Annotated in this window: 8 protein-coding genes; 4 read left to right on the top strand and 4 right to left on the bottom strand. The window is 46.5% G+C overall.

Annotation, left to right across the window (positions count from 1 at the left end):
- Positions 1-18 precede the first annotated feature (18 nt).
- The 3 genes from QUB24_RS10685 to QUB24_RS10675 all read right to left on the bottom strand — a co-directional run bounded on the left by QUB24_RS10685 (position 19) and on the right by QUB24_RS10675 (position 12,139).
- A complete protein-coding gene (locus QUB24_RS10685; RefSeq protein ID WP_333153154.1) occupies positions 19-9,939 on the bottom strand; it encodes a tetratricopeptide repeat protein in 9,921 nt (3,306 codons plus the stop codon).
- A gap of 148 nt (positions 9,940-10,087) precedes the next feature.
- Positions 10,088-11,083: a homogentisate phytyltransferase gene (locus tag QUB24_RS10680; RefSeq protein ID WP_445300398.1), complete on the bottom strand. Its 996-nt coding sequence runs from the start codon at positions 11,081-11,083 to the stop codon at positions 10,088-10,090.
- A 99-nt stretch (positions 11,084-11,182) separates the two neighbouring features.
- The gene (locus tag QUB24_RS10675; protein WP_333153152.1) at positions 11,183-12,139 is read right to left on the bottom strand and encodes a methyltransferase domain-containing protein; all 957 of its coding nucleotides are present in this window, start codon (positions 12,137-12,139) and stop codon (positions 11,183-11,185) included.
- Positions 12,140-12,361: 222 nt separating this feature from the next.
- Here QUB24_RS10675 and QUB24_RS10670 point away from each other — a divergent pair, with 222 nt between their 5' ends.
- Complete coding sequence (locus tag QUB24_RS10670) at positions 12,362-13,696, top strand: TrkH family potassium uptake protein (RefSeq protein ID WP_333153151.1); 1,335 nt, start codon at positions 12,362-12,364, stop codon at positions 13,694-13,696.
- 140 nt (positions 13,697-13,836) lie between these two features.
- Complete coding sequence (locus tag QUB24_RS10665) at positions 13,837-14,532, top strand: TrkA family potassium uptake protein (protein ID WP_333153150.1); 696 nt, start codon at positions 13,837-13,839, stop codon at positions 14,530-14,532.
- A gap of 1,314 nt (positions 14,533-15,846) precedes the next feature.
- Here the strand turns inward: QUB24_RS10665 and QUB24_RS10660 are convergent.
- Positions 15,847-16,116, bottom strand: coding sequence for a hypothetical protein (locus QUB24_RS10660; protein ID WP_333153149.1), 270 nt, complete (start codon positions 16,114-16,116; stop codon positions 15,847-15,849).
- A 275-nt stretch (positions 16,117-16,391) separates the two neighbouring features.
- Here QUB24_RS10660 and QUB24_RS10655 point away from each other — a divergent pair, with 275 nt between their 5' ends.
- Together QUB24_RS10655 and QUB24_RS10650 are read left to right on the top strand one after the other, a co-directional pair.
- Complete coding sequence (locus tag QUB24_RS10655) at positions 16,392-16,991, top strand: sulfite oxidase-like oxidoreductase (RefSeq protein ID WP_333153148.1); 600 nt, start codon at positions 16,392-16,394, stop codon at positions 16,989-16,991.
- 627 nt (positions 16,992-17,618) lie between these two features.
- Positions 17,619-18,311, top strand: coding sequence for a PEP-CTERM sorting domain-containing protein (locus tag QUB24_RS10650; RefSeq protein ID WP_333153147.1), 693 nt, complete (start codon positions 17,619-17,621; stop codon positions 18,309-18,311).
- The last annotated feature ends 228 nt before the right edge of the window (positions 18,312-18,539 follow it).

Raw genomic sequence — 18,539 nt, 5'->3', positions numbered from 1 at the left:
TCAGGACTTTAGTGTTATCTACATATCGGCAATCACATCCAAAAAACGCTTAACCTGTTTTTCCCAAGTCCAATCCAGCATAAAATTAGCCGCAGCTAAACCGCGACGTTTTGATTCTTCGCGATTAGTATAAACTTGTTCCAACGCCTCGACAACTTCTGCAACATCAGACTCTCCCCAACCTTCTACACCGGAAAAAGGAGGAGTTAGTTTAACTCGTCCTTGACTCCATAAAGGATAGCAAATGTTGCTGTAAATTAAGTCTAAATGACCAGTATTTGCTGATAAAATAGTCGGAATTCCGCACGCCATACTTTCCATCGCGACCAAATTAGTGCCACCTTCGCAGCGGTTAGTGAAAACAGCGCAGTCGGCTTCTCGCAAAAGTTGTCCAGCGAGGTAATTGGGAATTAAGCCGATGTCGATAAAAGAGTCAATCGGCAAACCGTTCGCCACTAACCATTGGGAAATTTCCAAACTTCCGTCGCGGTTGATATTGGGAAGTCCGGCCACGTTTCCGGTTTGTTCGATTCCTAACATATACTGAGGCCAGAAGTTGTGCCATGTTGTTAGTAACAAAGCCTCTGGATGTTTGGCGCGAAATCTTTTGAAAGCGGCAATTACAATATCTTGACCTTTGCGATATTCCAATTTGCCGCCGGAGAAAATGACGAAGCGATCGCCAAATAGATTAGATTTGGGTGCAGGATGGAAAATTGTTGGGTCAATTCCTTGATGTACCATCGCCACATTAGTCAAGCCGCGGCTTCTCAAAACATCCGCATTCCAGTTAGAACCTGCGACAATCACGCTATATTTTTTGGCCGTTTCTAGTGCTTCTGCTGTGATTCGTGTGTCTTCAAAAAATATGACTCCTATTTGACAAGCGCTGGTAATTTGATTGTCAACTCCAGAGGATGCTAAATTATTCCCCAAAGCGTAAAGTACGGGAAAATTACAACTGATTTGTTTGTCGGAATTGGCTGCTACTAATTCCTGAAAACTTTTGTGCTTTTCAATTACAGGTAACAACAGCGATTTATGCAGCGGATTCATTGATTCTGAGGTGATTGATGGCGGTGCTAAAAGTGCAACTTCCCAGGCAGGATTTTGCCGCAGTTGTAGTGTTAAATTCAGGGCGTAAATTCCCCAGCCACTGGTGATGCTGATCGGCCAACTAATGCCGATTCCGGTAATTTGTGGGGAAGTTTCTGGGGGGTTAATTTGAGGCGGAGTTTCTGGGGGTTGAAGCCGAGGCGGAGCCTCTGAATATGCGTTACCAGGCTCTGCCTGGTAACGAGTAGATTGTAGGGGCGGTGCCCCCGTGCCCGCCCTCTCTAGCAAGGCTGCTTTTATACGATCGCAAACTCCATCCCAATCACCAGCTTTTTGCTGCCTAAACAACCGCGCAGTGGGATACCAAGGGCTATCTTCGCGTTCCAACATCCAGCGCCAATCGGGAACAAAAGACAGCAAAATCCAGACGGGTTTGCCCAAAGCACCGGCCAAATGCGCGACAGAAGTATCTACACAAATTACTAAATCGAGTTGCGAAATAATTGCTGCTGTGTCGGCAAAATCGACGCAATGTTCGCTCAAATCTTCAATTTGGTGTTGCTTTAATAAAGTGCGTGAAGCGCAGCTATCCTGTAAGGAACCGCCCCCTGACAAATCTTTCTGAAGACTGTAAAAACTCACTCCCGGAACATCTACAAATTTCAGAAAATCGCTCAATTTACACGATCGCTGATGATTGTTGCGGTGCAGCGGGCCGCCCGCCCACACAATACCTACTTTTAGATTATTATTCGGCTTTAAATAAAATTTAAAATCCTGTGGCGGAGCTAAATAAGGAATATTCGCCGGTATATTTTCCCAAGTAGTTCCCAGAATTCTGGGCAAACTTAGCAGCGGGGCTTGCACTTGAAAATCAATCAAATCGCTCGGCTTGACTCCTACTCGATCGACTCCTGCAACTCCTTCAAATAAACGCTTCAGCAAGACATGACAAGCAACAATAACTTTGCCGCCTTTTTGCTTAACTAAATGCGCGTAGCGGATAAATTGTATCGTATCGCCAAAACCTTGTTCAGGGTGCAATAAAATTGTTTTTCCCTGCAAATCAGAGCCGTCCCAAAGTGGTTTCTCAAAAGAGCGCCGATCCAATTGTTGAGTTTGCCAGCGCGATTCGTACTCCGCAAAACCACGCTCAAAATTTCCAGTTAAGAGCAAAGCTAAGGCTAGTCTCAAGCGCCAATTTGGCGAGTTGGGACGTAGTTGAATTGCTTTATTGTAGAAGTCGATCGCCTCTGCGACTTTTCCTTGTTCTTCGAGGGCAGAACCCAAATATAAGTTTGTTTCGCTCAGGTTGGGATTGGTTTCTAGCGCTTGTTTGTAGTGCGAAATTGCCTCGGCTATTTCCCCGTTTTCCTGTTTGAGATCACCTAAACAACTGTGGGCTTCTGCGTGGCTGGGTGAGACAGCAATTACTTGTTCGTAACGAGCGGCTGCCTCTGCTTTTTTACCTTGTTTTTGTAAAGCATTTGCTATGTAAAATTGTACCTGTGCGGGCGATAAGGCAAATCGAGGCGAAGCTTCGGTATCTGCGTTACCAGGCACAGCCTGGGAACGAGTAGATTGTAGGGGCGGTGCCCCCGTGCCCGCCCTCTCTAGCAAGGCTGTTTTTATGCTCTCTAGCAAGGCTGTTTTTACGCGATCGAATACTCCCTCCCAATCGCCCGGTTTTTGCTGCCGAAACAGCCGCGCCGTCGGATACCAAGGGCTATCTTCGCGTTCCAACATCCACCGCCAATCCGGCATAAAACATAGCAAAATCCATACCGATTTACCCAAAGCACCAGCTAAGTGCGCGACAGCAGTATCAACAGAAATTACTAAATCTAGTTGCGATATCACCGCCGCAGTATCGGCAAAATCGTTCAAATTGTCGCTCAAATCTATCACAGGAATTTGAGTTAATAAACTACGATTTTCAGGCGATAAGTCTTTCTGAAGACTGTAAAAACTTACACCGGGAACATCTAAGAATTGCAGGAAATAGCTTAAATCGCTCGATCGCTGAAAATCCTTCAAATGTTCCGCACTTCCCGCCCACGCAATCCCAACTTTGAAATTGCGATCGGAATTTAGAGAAAATTGCCAATTCGGCGGCCCAGCTAAATAAGGAACATTTGCCGGTATATTTTCTAAATTTGTTCCCAGAATATGCGGCAAACTCATCAGCGGTGCTTGCACTTGGAAATCAGGCAATTCATCCATCCGAATCACCACTTGTTCTATCCCAGGAATCTGCTTAAATAAACGCTTCAGTTCTTGATAGCAAGAAAGGATTACTTTGCCGCCTTTTTGCTGGACAATGGCCGCGTATCGCACAAATTGAATGGCATCGCCCAAACCTTGTTCGGATCGGAGCAAAATAGTTTGCCCATTCAAATCTGAACCGTCCCAAACTGGTTGGTCAAAATTCAACCGTGGCAATTTTTTCGCCTGTTCTGTTTGCCACCGCCACTCGTATTCTGCTAAACCGCGCGGCAAATCCCCAGTCAACAGCAAGACTAAGCTTAAATTGAAGTGAGCTTTAACACAATTTGCATCAAGTTCGATAGCTTTACTGTAACAAAAAATTGCTCGATTCACGTCTCCTAATTGTTCAACAGCACTGCCTAAATTAGTAATAGCTTCTATATAATTAGGGTGCAAAGATATGGCTAGTTCCAAGCTAGAAATTGCCTGTTCTATTTTGCCCGCAGCCAAGCATAACGTTCCCAGGTGATAGTGTCCTGTAGGATTGTTTGGTTCGGATTCAATTGCCAGCTCGTAAAGGCGTTCAGCCTCGGCTAGCTGAAATTGTGTTTGCATGGCCGCACCCAAATTTACCAGCGCTGGCGCATAATTGGAATTGACAGAAAGTGCTTGATGAAAACAGGCGATCGCACTTGGCAACTCGCCCTGCTGCTGGAGTATCGCGCCGAGATTGTTGAGAGCTTTGACGTAAACCGGATTCAGGGCGATCGCCTTTTGAAAGCAAGATATAGCAGCCATTATATTGCCTTGATCTTGCAGCAAAATACCCAAGTTATTGTGAGATTGAGCGCAGTTAGGGTCGATTTCGATCGCGCGCTGATAATAGGCGGCAGCTTCGGCTAAATCGCCTGTTTGGTGCAGCGTCACTGCCAAATTAGTTGCGGCTTCTATCGAATTTGGCTGCAAAACCAAAGCATTTTTAAAATAAGCGATCGCCTCGGAAAATCTTCCTTGCGACTTGAGAATATTTCCCTGATTAAACTGTTTGTGATATAATTCAATATTGGTTTGAGTTTCTCTGGGCGGTAGATATTCTTGATGCTGACAAATTTTTTCTCTCAGCGCCAAAGCAGCTTCTTCTAAAACTCCTTCCCAATCTCCCGCTGTAGACTGGCGAAACAGTCGCGCCGTGGGATACCAAGGACTATCTTCGCGATGCAACATCCACCGCCAATCCGGCACAAAACACAGCAAAATCCACACGGGTTTGCCCAAAGCACCAGCCAAGTGCGCCACAGCAGTATCGACACTAATGACTAAATCCAGAGCCGATATTACAGCCGCAGTATAGGCCATGTCTTGCAAATTAGAGCTTAAATCTGTTACGGGCATTTGCTCTAACAAAGCGCGATCGTCTGCTGTCATTTCCTTTTGCAAGCTGTAAAATTCTGCTCCCGGAATATCTAACAGTTTGGACAACAAATTTAGCGGTAACGATCGCACCTTATTTTGGGAATGTTGAGAATTTCCAGACCACACAATCCCTATTTTCAAATTAGCAGTTTGGCGAATAGTACATTCCAAACCGGGCGGCGAAGCTAAATAAGGAACCTTCGCCGGTATAGTTTCTAAAGTTGTTCCCAGAAGGTGAGGCAAACTCATTAGCTGCGCGCGCACTTGAAAATCCGGCGCATCCTCTGGGTTAACTATTAACCCATCGATTCCCGCAACTTGTGCAAACAAGCGGTGCAAGTGCGGCAAACACCAAACAATTACCCTACCGCCTTTTTCCTTGACTAAATCTGCGTAGCGGATAAACTGAATTGCATCGCCTAAACCCTGTTCCGGGCAAAGCAAAATAGTTTTTCCTTGCAAATCTTTGCCGTCCCAAACCGGCTGTTGAAAACTGTAGCCCGGGTACTCTTTTTGTTGAACCAGCAGTCGCCATTCGTACTCGGAAAAACCGCGCTGAAAATCTCCCGCCAGCAGCAAAGCTAAACCTAAATTTAGGTGAGATTCGGGGCTAGCGACATTGAATTTAACTGCTTGGCTGTAGTAGGTGAGAGCATCCGCAAATTGTCCGCGATTGTGGAAAGCACTTGCCAAACTGTAGAGGGGATTGATATAGCCGGGTTTGAGTTCGATCGCCCGATGGTAACAATCGATCGCCTCTGCCATTTTTCCCGCTTCCTCAAAAGCTTGGCCGAGATTGTTCAAAGCTTGTGGAAAGTCGGGTTTCAGGCTCAAAGCTTGCTGATAGCAGCCGATCGCATCTTCAATTTTGCCCTGTTTCTGCAGGACAATTCCCAGATTGCAGTGAGCCTGTGCACTGGCTGGCAATTTCTGAATCGCCTGCTGGCAAAAAGCTAGAGCCTCATCTAACTTATCTTGGTTTGACAGCCAACTCCCCAAAGCAAGATCGGTTTCTGCCAAATCCGGTTGCAGCGCCAGAGCTCGATCGTAGTATGCGATCGCATCTGCAACTCGCCCCTGTCGGATCGAGGCGTATGCTAAGTTGTGCAAGGCATCTAAATAATTAGGCTCGATCGCGATCGCCCGTTCGTAATTCGCGATCGCCCGTTCGTAATTCGCGCCCGCTGCCGCTTCCTCCCCTTGTTCCTCCAAAGCAATTCCCAAATTCAAATAAGCCGCCGCGCAATTAGGATTGACTTGAATAGCTTGCTCGTAGCAGCTTATAGCCTCCGCCACATCTCCTTGCTCTTCCCGCAGCAGCCCCAAATTAATCAGCGCTTCCGGGCAATTCGGGTTCAAAGAAAGCGCCCGTTCGTATTCTGCGATCGCCTCTTCAGTCTCCCCTGCTTCCGCAAGCGCGCTGCCCAAATTGCTCGCAGTTTCCGCCAAATTCCGGTCGATTGCTAGCGCTTGTCGGTAGTGCGCGATCGCTTCTTGTAGCCTGCCAGCGTGCTGTTTGACAACACCTAAATTGCTGTGCGCGGCCGCGTAATTTGGATCGATCGCGATCGCTCGTTCATAACATGCGATCGCAGCGCCAAAATCGGCTTGCTGCTGCAAATCCACGCCCCGCCGAAACTCTGCATCCGCCGAATCCGACGGCACAAATGCAGCAGCAACCGCGCCTAGAGCTTCCGCCACCCGATCGAAAACGTCCTCCCAGTCGCCCCGCTGATGCTGGCGAAACAGCCGCGCCGTCGGATACCAAGGACTATCTTCACGCTCCAACAGCCACCGCCAATCCGGCGAAAACGCCAGCAAAATCCACACTGGTTTGCCCAAAGCGCCCGCCAAATGGGCGACAGCGGTATCGACACTAATGACTAAATCCAGTTTGGCGATCGCAGCAGCAGTATCAGCCAAATCGCCAAAATGCGGGCTCAAATCTACGATCGACCTTTGATTCAACAGCGCGCGATCTGCCTCGGAAACCTCTTTCTGCAAGCTGTAAAAACTTACCCCGGAAACGTCCAAAAGCGGCAGAAACTGACTCAAACTGCAAGAACGCTGCTTGTTTTTGCGGTGTTTTGGATTCCCCGCCCAGACAATGCCAACTTTCAAAGTGCGATCGGGCAAAAGTCCAAATTCAGCACCCGGTGGCGGAGATAAATAAGCAGTATTTGCCGGTATTGTTTCCAGATTTGTACCAAGAATATAGGGCAAACTCAACATCGGCGCTTGCACGTCAAATTCCGGCAGGGGCTCCCCTTTAACTATTAGCAAATCAATGCCCTCAACCGTTGCAAATAAACGGTGCAATTGCGGGTAACAGCCAACAATAACCCTACCGCCTTTATTTTTGACGATCGCAGCGTAGCGAATAAACTGAAGCGAATCACCTAAACCTTGTTCGGCGTGCAGCAAAATAGTCTTTCCCACCAAATCCGCACCGTCCCATAGCGGCCGATATTCTCTCGCCGAAACAGTATTTTCCGCTCCCGCCAAAAAACAGGAATGACCAGTGTGAAATTCTTTAATTTGCCAGCGCCACTCGTATTCAGCCAGACCATTTTCCAAATCTCCCACCAACAGCAAAGCCAAGGATAAATTCAGGTGAGCGCTAGCGTGATTTGGACTTAAATGAATCGCTCGTCTGTAGCAGGATATTGCATTTTCTACCGCGCCTTTTTCCAGAAACGTCCTGCCTAAATTGTTGATAGCTTCCACAAAATCCGGCAGCAATTCTAGAGCTTTGTGATAATAGTCCAGCGCATCTTCTAAATTGCCCTGTTCTTGCAACACTGTTGCCAGATTGTTGTAAGCTTCCCAGCTATGCGGATGAATTTCCAGCGCTCGCCGGTACAGCTCGATCGCCCTGAAAAGTTCGCCTTTTTCTTGCAGCGCCACGGCTAAATTAATTAACGCAGGTACGAAATCCGGTTGAGCTACAAGAGCTTGCTCGTAATGTGCGATCGCCTCTTCCACTTGACCTTGTTCCTCAAAAATCTTTGCCAAGTTGTAAGCTGTTTGAGGAATATTTGGAGCGATGGCTAAAGCTTCTCGGTAATGCGGGATAGCGGCTTCTAATTCGCCCTTTTCTTGCTTGAGAAAACCAAAATTAATCCGCGCTTGAACGCAATTTGGCTCAAGAGATATGATTTGTTCGTAAAGGGCGATCGCCTCTTCCCGATCTCCTGTTTCCATCAAATGTTCTGCTTGCCGCAATAAATCCTCTAAAACAACCGGGTTATCGCCACCCGTTGCGATCGCAACCGATGTCTCAATCCCCTGCGATTGCTTAGCTGTGGAGCGTTCCGCTAACCCTTCGCTCGCCATCACAAATATTTGTTTACTCTCTTGAACCACGCTTGCACCTGTCATTTTGACACCCACCGAATCGAGGTCAGGCGTATTATTAGCAGTCATGGCGAGTGAAACGAAGTCAAGCGAATCTTTGGCAGAATACTCGGAATAACTAGCAGTATTGGCGCTCGCAAATAAACTCAAAGCCGCCTGCACTTCCTCAAACAATTCTTGCCAACTTTCCGGCTGACTTTGGCGAAAAAGCCTCGCAGTTGGATACCAAGGATTGTCTTCACGATCCAGCAGCCAACGCCAGTCAGGAGCAAAAGAAAGCAGTACCCAAACCGGTTTTCCTAAAGCACCGGCTAAGTGCGCCACAGCCGTATCGACACTAATGACTAAATCCAGTTGAGATATAGCCGAAGCGGTATCAGCAAAATCGTTCAAATGCGGAGTTAAATCCGGCACTAAGTGTTGGTGCAACAAAGTGCGATCGCTCTCGGACAAGTTTTTTTGTAAACTATAAAAAGCAATTCCCGGAACATCCAAAAATCGAATAAAATCGCTCAAGCTGCAAGAACGCTGATTGTCTTTCCGGCGCTTCGGACTCCCCGCCCAAACAATCCCTACCTTCAATTTGGCATCCGAAGAAAGCGCAAACTTGCACTCAGCAGGCGGATATAAATAAGGAACATTGGCAGGTATTGTTTCCAGAGTTGTCCCGACAATTCGCGGCAAACTCATCAGCGGCGCGTGAACGTCAAATTCTGGCAAACCCTCAAGACTCACTGATAAATATTCAATGGCGGCAACTGTCGCAAACAACCGCATCAGTTCTGGATAGCAAGCCACCATAACTTTAGCCCCTCGGCTGCGAAGAATCGGCGCGTAGCGAATAAACTGAATAGAATCGCCGAAGCCTTGCTCGACGTGGAGTAAAATAGTTTTTCCCTGCAAATCCGAACCATCCCAAACCGGCTGTTTAAATTGCCTCGGTTGTAGTTGCGGAGTGCGCCACCGCCACTCATATTCAGCAAAACCGCGCTGAAAATCTCCGAACAATAGCAAAGTTAAAGCTAATTCCAGGTGGGCGATGGCGTTCTCTGGCTGCAATTCCAAGGCTCGACTGTGACAAGAAAAAGCTTCTTTAAATTCTCCTAAATCGACCAAAGCGTGTCCGAGATTGTTAATAGCCTCCACGAGGTCTGGCTTTAAGTTTAATGCTTGTCTGTAGTAGGATATTGCGACTTTTACATTGCCTTGTTCGTGGTAAAATGCTCCTACATTGTTGTGAGCTTCGGGATTGTCTGGCTCTAGTTTTACAGCTTGCTGGTAGCAGTTGAAAGCTTCGGCTAATTTACCTTGCTGCTGCAAAACTGTTCCCAACCCCATCAGGGAATATGTCAAATTTGGATTGATTTTTAAAGCGTAGACGTAATAAGCTATCGCCTCGTTTAATTTATTTGTTTGTTTAAATAAATTTCCTAAGTTGTGCGCTGTTTCGTGCAGCTTTGGGTCGAGTCGCAGCGCTGTTTGGTAATATAAAATAGCCGATTCTATTTCGCCTAATTGCTGTTTTGCCCAGCCCAAATTATTGTAAGTGAGTGCGGAATTTGGCTGGATTTTGATTACTTGTTCGTAACTGGCGATCGCCCTTTGATATTCGCCTACATCCAGCAAAAGATTAGCTTTATTTAAATGTGCTTCTACAAAATTGGGGTTTTGGGTGATCGCCTTTTCGTAAAAGTCGATCGCCTCTGCAATCTTTCCCTGCTGTCTCGCGGCTATTCCCAACAAACACAGCACGTTTGCTGATTCCGGCTGCACTTCTATTATTTGCCGATACAAATTCTCAGCTTCTAACAAACGGCCCGCTTGGTGATGTTCCCAAGCTAATTTCAAAGAGTCTTCGGCACCCAGTTTGCAGGCAGATTTCCGCGATTTTTTTTGAGAAGCCATAGTTGTCTTAGTTGTTTGGGAGTTCGCTAACTTGTAATTGCCAACTTCTTCTAATTTGTTAACTCTTCCTTCTTCCTTCTTCCTCCTTCCCCCTTCCCCCTTCCTTCTTCCTTCTTCCCCCTTCCTTCTTCCTTCTTCCTTCTTCCTTCTACCCCAACAAACAAGCGGCGGGAAAAATCAGATATTCTAAGAAAAACAACTTCCAGATAAACTGATAAAATGCCGCAATTTCTATTTTATCGTCCAAATCAACTTTGACGCTCCAAAACCACATCAAACCCAAAGCCGCCAAATGAGAAACTGCCAGAAACACTAAATTAACATTAGACAATACGATCGCTCCAGCCAAAGTCGCGCCCAAATAACAAACCGTCAACACCCAGCGAGATAAATTAAAGACGGCAGGCTTGCCCAGCTCAATCGTAAACGTAGTAATATTATATTGCTTGTCGCCTTCCATGTCGGGGATATCTTTAAAAATGGCGATCGCAAACGTAAACACCACAACAAAAACCGTCAGCACCCAAACTTCCGCAGGAATCTCAAAAGACACACTCTCCAAAATCCAGCCCGAAAAAGCGCTTTTCGCCCCTCCCAAACCCAACACCCAATTAAAGTGCAAAAATAACCCTAAATTTACGATCGCGCCCCGCACAGTAAAAATGCACAGCGCCGCCCACAAAGGAAAGCGTTTCAGCCGAATTGGCGGCAGAGAATAAGCAGTCCCAATCGCCAAACTAACGCCAACGGTAGCCAGCAAAAACGGGCCTTGTAAAACAGCAGTCAAAATTGCTATAATTCCCGTTGCAATTACAATTAATTCCCCGGTTTTCCGAGAAAACACTCCCGATGCGATCGGCAAATACGGCTTATTAATTTTATCAATTTCAACATCTTCTAACTGGTTCAATCCCACAATATAAATATTGCCGCAAATGCAAGCCAACCAGGCAAAAGCTAGGGCCCCAAATACAGGATTCACAAACAGCCGCGCACTTTGGGCGATCGCGTACAAAGCCAATACACTCAAGCTAGTCCCCACAATTGTGTGCGGCCGACAAAACTCCCAAAATGCCCTCAGCCAGCTTTGCTGAGCCGAGCCATTTTTATCAATCCAAGACTTGCCAATCGAATCATTGCCCATAAATCTCACACCCGCACCACACAAATAATATTTTCTAAGGTGTGCAATGCACACCTTACTCATCAACTCAACACTCAAAACTTCTCTGATATATGCCTGCTATTTTACAGCACAAATCATCCCAAAACGAATCAACCCGCTCTGATACCCACGGCTCATCAATCCGAGAGCAAGTGCAGCTTGAATAGTCGTCCACCCGCTCGTTAGCAAACCCCAAATCGCGCTCGGAGTCAAAGCAGAATCGATCACCACATCCCAAAAAGGAGCAACAGCTTTTGACCAATCAGCCGTGCGAATACTTGTCAAAGGCAAACTGCGGACAATTTCCTCATATTCCGGCAAAGAAATCACATAAGGCAAAGCATAAACCCGGTAAATTTCTGCCAATTCCTTTCTCTCTTCATCAGTTAATTCACCCGCCGCTTCTCCCAGCGGGCGGTGACACCAAGTTGCCAAAATCAAAGTTCCTCCCGGCTTGAGTACGCGACAGCATTCCTGCAAAAACTTAATTTTGTCGGGCATATGTTCGCCACTTTCGAGCGACCAAACCAAGTCGAATGACTCGTCAGGAAAAGGCATATTCAAAGCATCGGCTACCAAAAAATTCACATTGCTTTCAAGCCCAGCAATTTTAGCGCGTTCGGTCGCTCTGTTGGCCTGTACCGGACTCAGAGTAATCCCGGTCGCTGTAACGACGCTAGCGCCCGTTTTATTTGGTTCGGCAGATCTGCTAAAATCACGATCGCTCCTGCCATCCAACTTTAAATTATTTGCCGCGATCGAACTAAACTTTTGAGTCAAATACAGCGTGCTGCCGCCGATGCCGCAACCGACATCGAGAATGCGGTAAGATTCACAGAGTGCCTTCTCTGACGGTACTCCAGCCCAGCCCAGCAGTTCTTCTATCAAATCTATCTGAGCCTGTCGGCGCTCTTTTTTCAAATTGCCATCCGGGCCGTAGTAACCGTGGTGCATATGTTCGCCCCACACCTGCTCCCACAGACCGCTAGAAGCGTCGTAAAGTTGCTGAATTTGCTGGTAAAGTGTTGATGTCATCGCCGGATCGCAAGTTATTAAAGGAATTCTACCGTTATTTTCCCGATGTTGTCATAGAATTTGGCGATTGAGTTCGATCGGTCTCCGGCCTTCACCAAACAGAGATGTCCTGATTTCAAGCCCGACGCTCTATTTGTGGGTTCCCTCTCAAACCTCAAATCTCCAATCGATTTGTGGCTTCCCTCTCAAATCTAAAATCTAAAATCTAAAATCTAAAATCGAATGACTGTCTCGCGAACCATTGCTTTGGGCTTTCTCGCTGTCATCCTCGCAGGTGCTCTATTACTGATGATGCCCTTTTCCACAATTGATGGAACTTGGAGCGATCCAATAACAGCACTGTTTACCTCTACTTCCTCTGTCTGCGTCACGGGCTTGTCGGTTGTGGATGTCGGAAAATATTACTCTTTTTGGGGGCAACTGTGCCTAGTTTTACTGGTGCAAATAGGAGGTTTGGGCTACATGACAGCCACGACTTTCTTGCTGCTGTTATTGGGGCGCCGCTTTGGCTTGAAAGACAAAATTGCTCTGCAACAATCTCTCGACAAATCCGGGCTAGCCGGCGTAGTACAACTCGTGCAGTCAATTCTAGCAACAACGCTTTTGTTTGAATTAACAGGAGTGTTTTTGCTGATGACGGTTTTCGTCCCCCAATACGGATTTAAAGAGGGTGTGTGGTCTGCTATATTTCACAGCGTTAATTCCTTTAACAACGCGGGTTTTAGCATCTATTCAGATAATTTGATCGGCTACATCAGTTCGCCTATGGTTAACTTCACAGTCAGTGGTTTAATCATATTTGGGGGAATCGGCTATCAAGTAATTATGGAAATGTACCTGTGGCTGCGCGATCGTTTCAACAAAAGCCCTATCTGCACAGTTTTTTCCCTGAACTTCAAAGTTGTTACCACTACAACGGCTGTCCTTTTAATTTTAGGAACGCTAGCCTTTTTGGTGCTGGAATACGACAACCCAGACACTTTCGGCTCTCTAACTTTTCCTCAAAAGCTGATGGCCGCTTGGTTTCAATCTGTTACTCCCCGCACGGCGGGGTTCAATACAATTAGCATTGGCCAAATGAGCGAAGCCTCGCTATTTCTGACCATCGCGCTGATGTTTATCGGCGCCAGTCCCGGCAGCACCGGCGGCGGAATCAAAACCACAACTTTTAGGATATTGTTTTGCTGTACCACAGCAGTTATCGAAGGCCAGGAAGATGTGGAGTGCTATCAGCGCCAAATCCCGCCAGCAATGATTCTGAAAACCATTAGCGTAGTCTTCGGTTCCCTGTTAGTCGCGTTCACATCTGCAATTTTAATCGAGCTGACCAATCCCGAAGTAGAATTTATCGCAGCGCTGTTTGAAGCAGTTTCAGCTTTTGGCACGGTCGGTCTTTCCACTGGGATTACACCCACGATTTCAGCGATCGGTAAGTTGATTTTGATTGCTACAATGTACATAGGTCGGGTTGGGGTGCTGCTGCTGATAAGTGCTGCATTCGGCGACCCAAAACCCAGGTCTTTTAAGTATGCTGAGGAAAGTTTGTTAGTGGGATAAAAAAATCCTGCCTCGTTGCTGATAATCTAAACAATGGGTGACAACCCAAATCAACTTTTACTACTTACCCAAAAATCAAAAGGAGGCGGCGCTGTCTCTGCTAAAATGTAAACAGCAAGACGCTCAGCGCTGGAAATTTAGTGAACCTGTCATCTTTGAATTTTTTTCGCACTTTGCGCGCCGACAACAAGCAATTTGCAGTTATTGGTTTGGGACGCTTCGGCAAAGCTGTGTGTTCGACTCTGCACGGCTTGGGTTACGAAGTCTTGGGAGTTGACACCGATGAAAAAAAAGTAACTCAAGCTTTGAGCGAGCGCATTGCTGCTCACGTTTTGCAGTTAGATTCTACTGAGCCTAGCGCTCTTGGGGAAGCCGGTATATTTGAATTTGAAACAGTGATTGTTGCGATCGGCAATTACCTAGCAGAAAGCATTACCACCACCCTTAATCTTAAGGAAGGGGGGGTACGTCACGTAATAGCCAAAGCTTCTTCGGAAACTCACTTAAAACTGTTGAAAAAAGTCGGCGCAGATCATGTAGTTTTTCCCGAACGAGAAATGGGCTGCTCTGTGGCCCGCCTTCTTACAAAACCCAGCATTTTAGAACGCTTTGACCTCGACCCAGATCACAGCATCGTTGAGTTGCTCGTTCCTGAAAAGTTTGACGGTAAAACCATCTCCGAATTGGAGCTCCGGCGCAAGTATGGTTTGAACTTGCTAGCAGTCGGGCGCGCCGACAAGTTCGAGATTAATCCGGAGCCCAGCGAACGCTTGAGAAAGGGCGAGGTGATGGTAGTAATTGGTTCTAATAAAGATATCAGTCGCTTGCCAATTTAACTCAATCGGCGTAAGTCCCACGCTGTAATTGTACTCAATTGGGCGTTGGGATATAAGCTTTCGCAAGGTCTATGAAATAATCAAAAATTTCCTGATTTCTCACAAAAAGATGGTAAGATATAAGTGGTTGCGACCCACCCACTCGGCTGCAAACAACAGGTCACAGTAGCAGTAGTATGCTTACCAAGGATAACTGCGAGAGAAAGGGGGAAAAGACAGACCGCTGGTTATTGGGATACGTCAAACATGTGAAATACAATCCAAGTTTGTCCTACGGAATAGTTTTTTGCCTTGGGAAACAGGGTTTCTGCGTGGGTTCCCGAAGAAGGGATAAAGGCTGCAAAGCTTTCTTATGCTGTGTAAGACTTGGATCGTCTTAGGTGACGAATACCCAGTAATGGGATACCCAACGCCCGCAACAGCAAATGAGACACGAAGCCTACAGGCTCACCGCAAGGTTAGTGTTAGGTATTTCACCAGCTCGCCATTTTACGCACATACAGCAACATTCCTGGACTCAGAAACCCGGTTTCTTGTGTTCCGACTGTCTAAGTCCTAAGCAATTCTTGCGGGATGTTTGAAAATTTCAGCCCCCCACAAACCCGGTTTATCTAAGATGAACCGGGTTTCTCTGTCGATCTTGATATTCTAATTTTTAACCGAAATATTTGACACTCCCCTGCCTGAAGGCGAGGGGATTCTTGGTTCTGCGACCTACCTTAAAACTATCTATCCTTTCGGCAGTGTTTAAACCAGGTATCCGTTCAAAAGAACCAAATATCGAGCTTAATTTAGATAGCCTCGCGAGGGTTTGTCTCCCCAAGCTTTCGAGAATTGCTTCTCTTGTTTCTGTGTGCCCCACAGTACATTTTAGACAGTACATTTTAGAAATAAAAAGTTTAGTCTCTGATTTTGGCTTACATTAGTTAGCCCAGCTATGTTTTTCGTGGTTTTCGCCACCCACTAACCATTATTGTTTTGGGACCAGGCGTTTGAGCGTGGTGTCTCATGTGTATCGGCGGTTATTCTACCTGTAGTATGGCTATTGTACTCTACCATGAACACAATGCAAGAAAGTTCAAGAAAACAATTAACAAAAGTTGATAATTAATTAAAGCCGTCGAGCGAAGGACGGGGCTTTAGACCCAATTTCTTGGTAAATTGAATTTCACCAGTTCTGGGGTTGGTTCCGTCTTTGCGACCCCCTCTGAGAACCTAGCCAGACAAATTGCGAAAAATTTTAACAACGTATTTAACAACGTAGCAGCACCCGATCGCGCTCCCGCAAATCATAGGAGCGCTAGCCCAGAAAATTCAGCCGACTTTCAAGATTTTTTGCAAATAAGCTTTGCCGAAAACCAGCACCGCTAAGACTAGAGCGAGTTCAACAGGCCAAGGACACACCGCCACCAACCAAATTAACGAACACATTCCAATAATTGCAGCTATGGGAGCCGGAATTCCGTCTAGCGTTCTGTTGTCAGTCCCGGCAGTCACCCACCAAGCAATCAAGCATATCGTCAACGGAATCAAGCAACTTGCGATCATGATTTTTACCCCATCAGTTTTTTTTACATATGGCATCTGAGCATATTGTTACAATACATCAAAGATTCAGAAATGCACCATCAATTGCGATAAAATTTAAGGTTAGGTAATTCATACTATGGGGTGATATATTTTGGAATTTTTAGCTTAGCCTCTCTCAGAAGGCAGAAGTAGGTTGGCATCAGGCAGGATTGTGGGATTTTTATTTCGGCAGAAGTCCTGAAAGCTTTCTACCTTGAGATGAATTGCAATGCGGCCATCTCTGCAAGCTATACTCAGGATTGCAGTCAGTTACTGTAGAGCGTGAATCAATGCTGGGCAAATTTTTTCGCAAGCCAGAATCAGAAAACAGTGATCGCGTCCCCCCAGGTCAATACCTCGCCAACGGCTTTCCTGTGCTGACCTACGGCGATACACCCTCTGTCAGCATTGAAAGTTGGGAATTTAAAGTCTGGGGATTGGCAAAACCAAAAACCTTCACTTGGTCGGACTTCCAGGCCATGCCCCAAAGTAACTTTACTGCGGATTTTCACTGCGTCACCCGGTGGTCAAAACTCGACGTGCAGTGGACGGGAGTCAAAGTCACAGATTTTATGAACTATATAGAAGTCGATCCGAAAGCTATGCACGTCTTGGAACACTGCTACGGCGGCTACACTACCAACATTGCGATCGCCGACCTCCTCCGAGAAGAAAACTTTTTCGCCCACACCGTCTTCGGCGAACCTCTATCCGCAGACCACGGCGGCCCAATGCGGCTCGTAGTTCCCCACTTGTACGCTTGGAAAAGCGCCAAATGGATTAACGGCCTGGAGTTTACAGAAACCGAAGAACTCGGTTTTTGGGAACGCAACGGCTACCATCGGCGGGGCGAACCTTGGGCCGAGGAACGCTACAGCGGTCTGTTTTGATGCGGGCGATCGGGAGCAAAGACGGGCCCACAGCTTCTCCATACAATCTTTGTTGAGGGGCAATCCGGTCTTTTACCGCTTCAATCTGCTGAAATTGCATCTGGTCGATCGCATCTTTGGCATATCTCACGCCACGGGCTCTATTTAATTCAACCAAAATACGTAGACCCAACGATCCCATTTTGTAGGTAATTTACCCGATAGATAAACTACTTTAACTCCCCTATACAAGTCCCAAAAAAGAAACATTCCCAGTTTCGGGTTAATAGAAAACTCTTTTAACTGTCAGTACCCACGAATATTACCGTATTTATACTTAAGTGTTTGCTATTGAGGATTTAGACTTGAGAATATAATAAAAAATTAGCATAAGCCCCATCCCCATCACTTTGGCTGCCCCGCGCTCTCATGCCCGCGACTGCAAGGTTTCAAGCCACTATATTTATAATTATTTAGTGGGTATTAGGAGGGAGCGATCCTCCGCGGGCGGAGGATCGCGACAGCATTTATAAAGGATATGTAAAGGCTTGATAAAGAATATGTCAAACTTTACCTAAAGTGCTCCAAATACAAACAAAGTATCGCATAATGAAAATATTAAGACCCTCGCACAAAAGGAACAGGTTTATGAATACCAAACTATTATCCGCCCTCACAGCTACCGCCGCCGCCACAGCTCTGTTTGGCGCCGGAGCTCCAGCTCAGGCCTTCTCCTTTGGTACCAACGGCATCAAATTCGACCAAGATACAAGTGTCAACTTTAAGTTCAAAGAATCTCACGGTGCGTATACTTCCTCTTTGGGGATATACAGTGTGAACAACTCGGCGGTATCTCTAGTTAGCACCTTGTTTTCTGAAACTAAATCCTCAGACAACACCTGGAAGAACGAATGGAAAGGAACTCTGGGCAATACAGTCTTGGGTTCTGGATCGACAGTATTCACATTTTTGGCCAATCAAATTTATACTTTGGGACTCAACAGCGGCGGCAACGGCAGTGTCTACTCGACCTCAGCCTTGAACAGCGGCAGCCAGCAAGCGGTGTTTGGCGCGCAATCGCCACTGTGGAACGCACTCAACAAAGAAACCACGAACGTCTTCAAAGCTGCAGGACAATTCACCAACGGAACAGGTTCTCTGTTTAATGGAGGCACACTAATCTCCTTCGACGATCGTGGTAACAAGAACGATGCAGACTTCCAAGACTTCACCGTGAGCGCAGAAGCAGTTCCCGAACCGATGACAATGACTGGTTTGGCTCTCGGTTTGGGTGGCTTGGTTGCAGCACGCCGCCGCCGCGCTAGCAAGACGGCTTCATGATTTTTTTCAAATGGGAAAAATCTCCTCAATGACGTTTGACAAAATAAAATTCAATTAGGAGGCGCGCTAATGAGAAATCGGCTCGCCTTTTGCTTGATTTGAAAAGTCAGAAGGGAGCAATTGCTAGGATGATATTTTCCTAGACTTTTATGTAATACTCATGACAATTGGTGTAGACTGAAGTAGCCTGCATAAAACCATCAGTAATGATGACTTGGACTTTCTCTC

The organism is Microcoleus sp. B9-D4 (genome assembly GCF_036705105.1).
GTDB lineage: Bacteria > Cyanobacteriota > Cyanobacteriia > Cyanobacteriales > Microcoleaceae > Microcoleus.
Note: the sequence above shows the minus strand (reverse complement) of the source record. Positions and strands in the feature narration are given on the sequence as shown.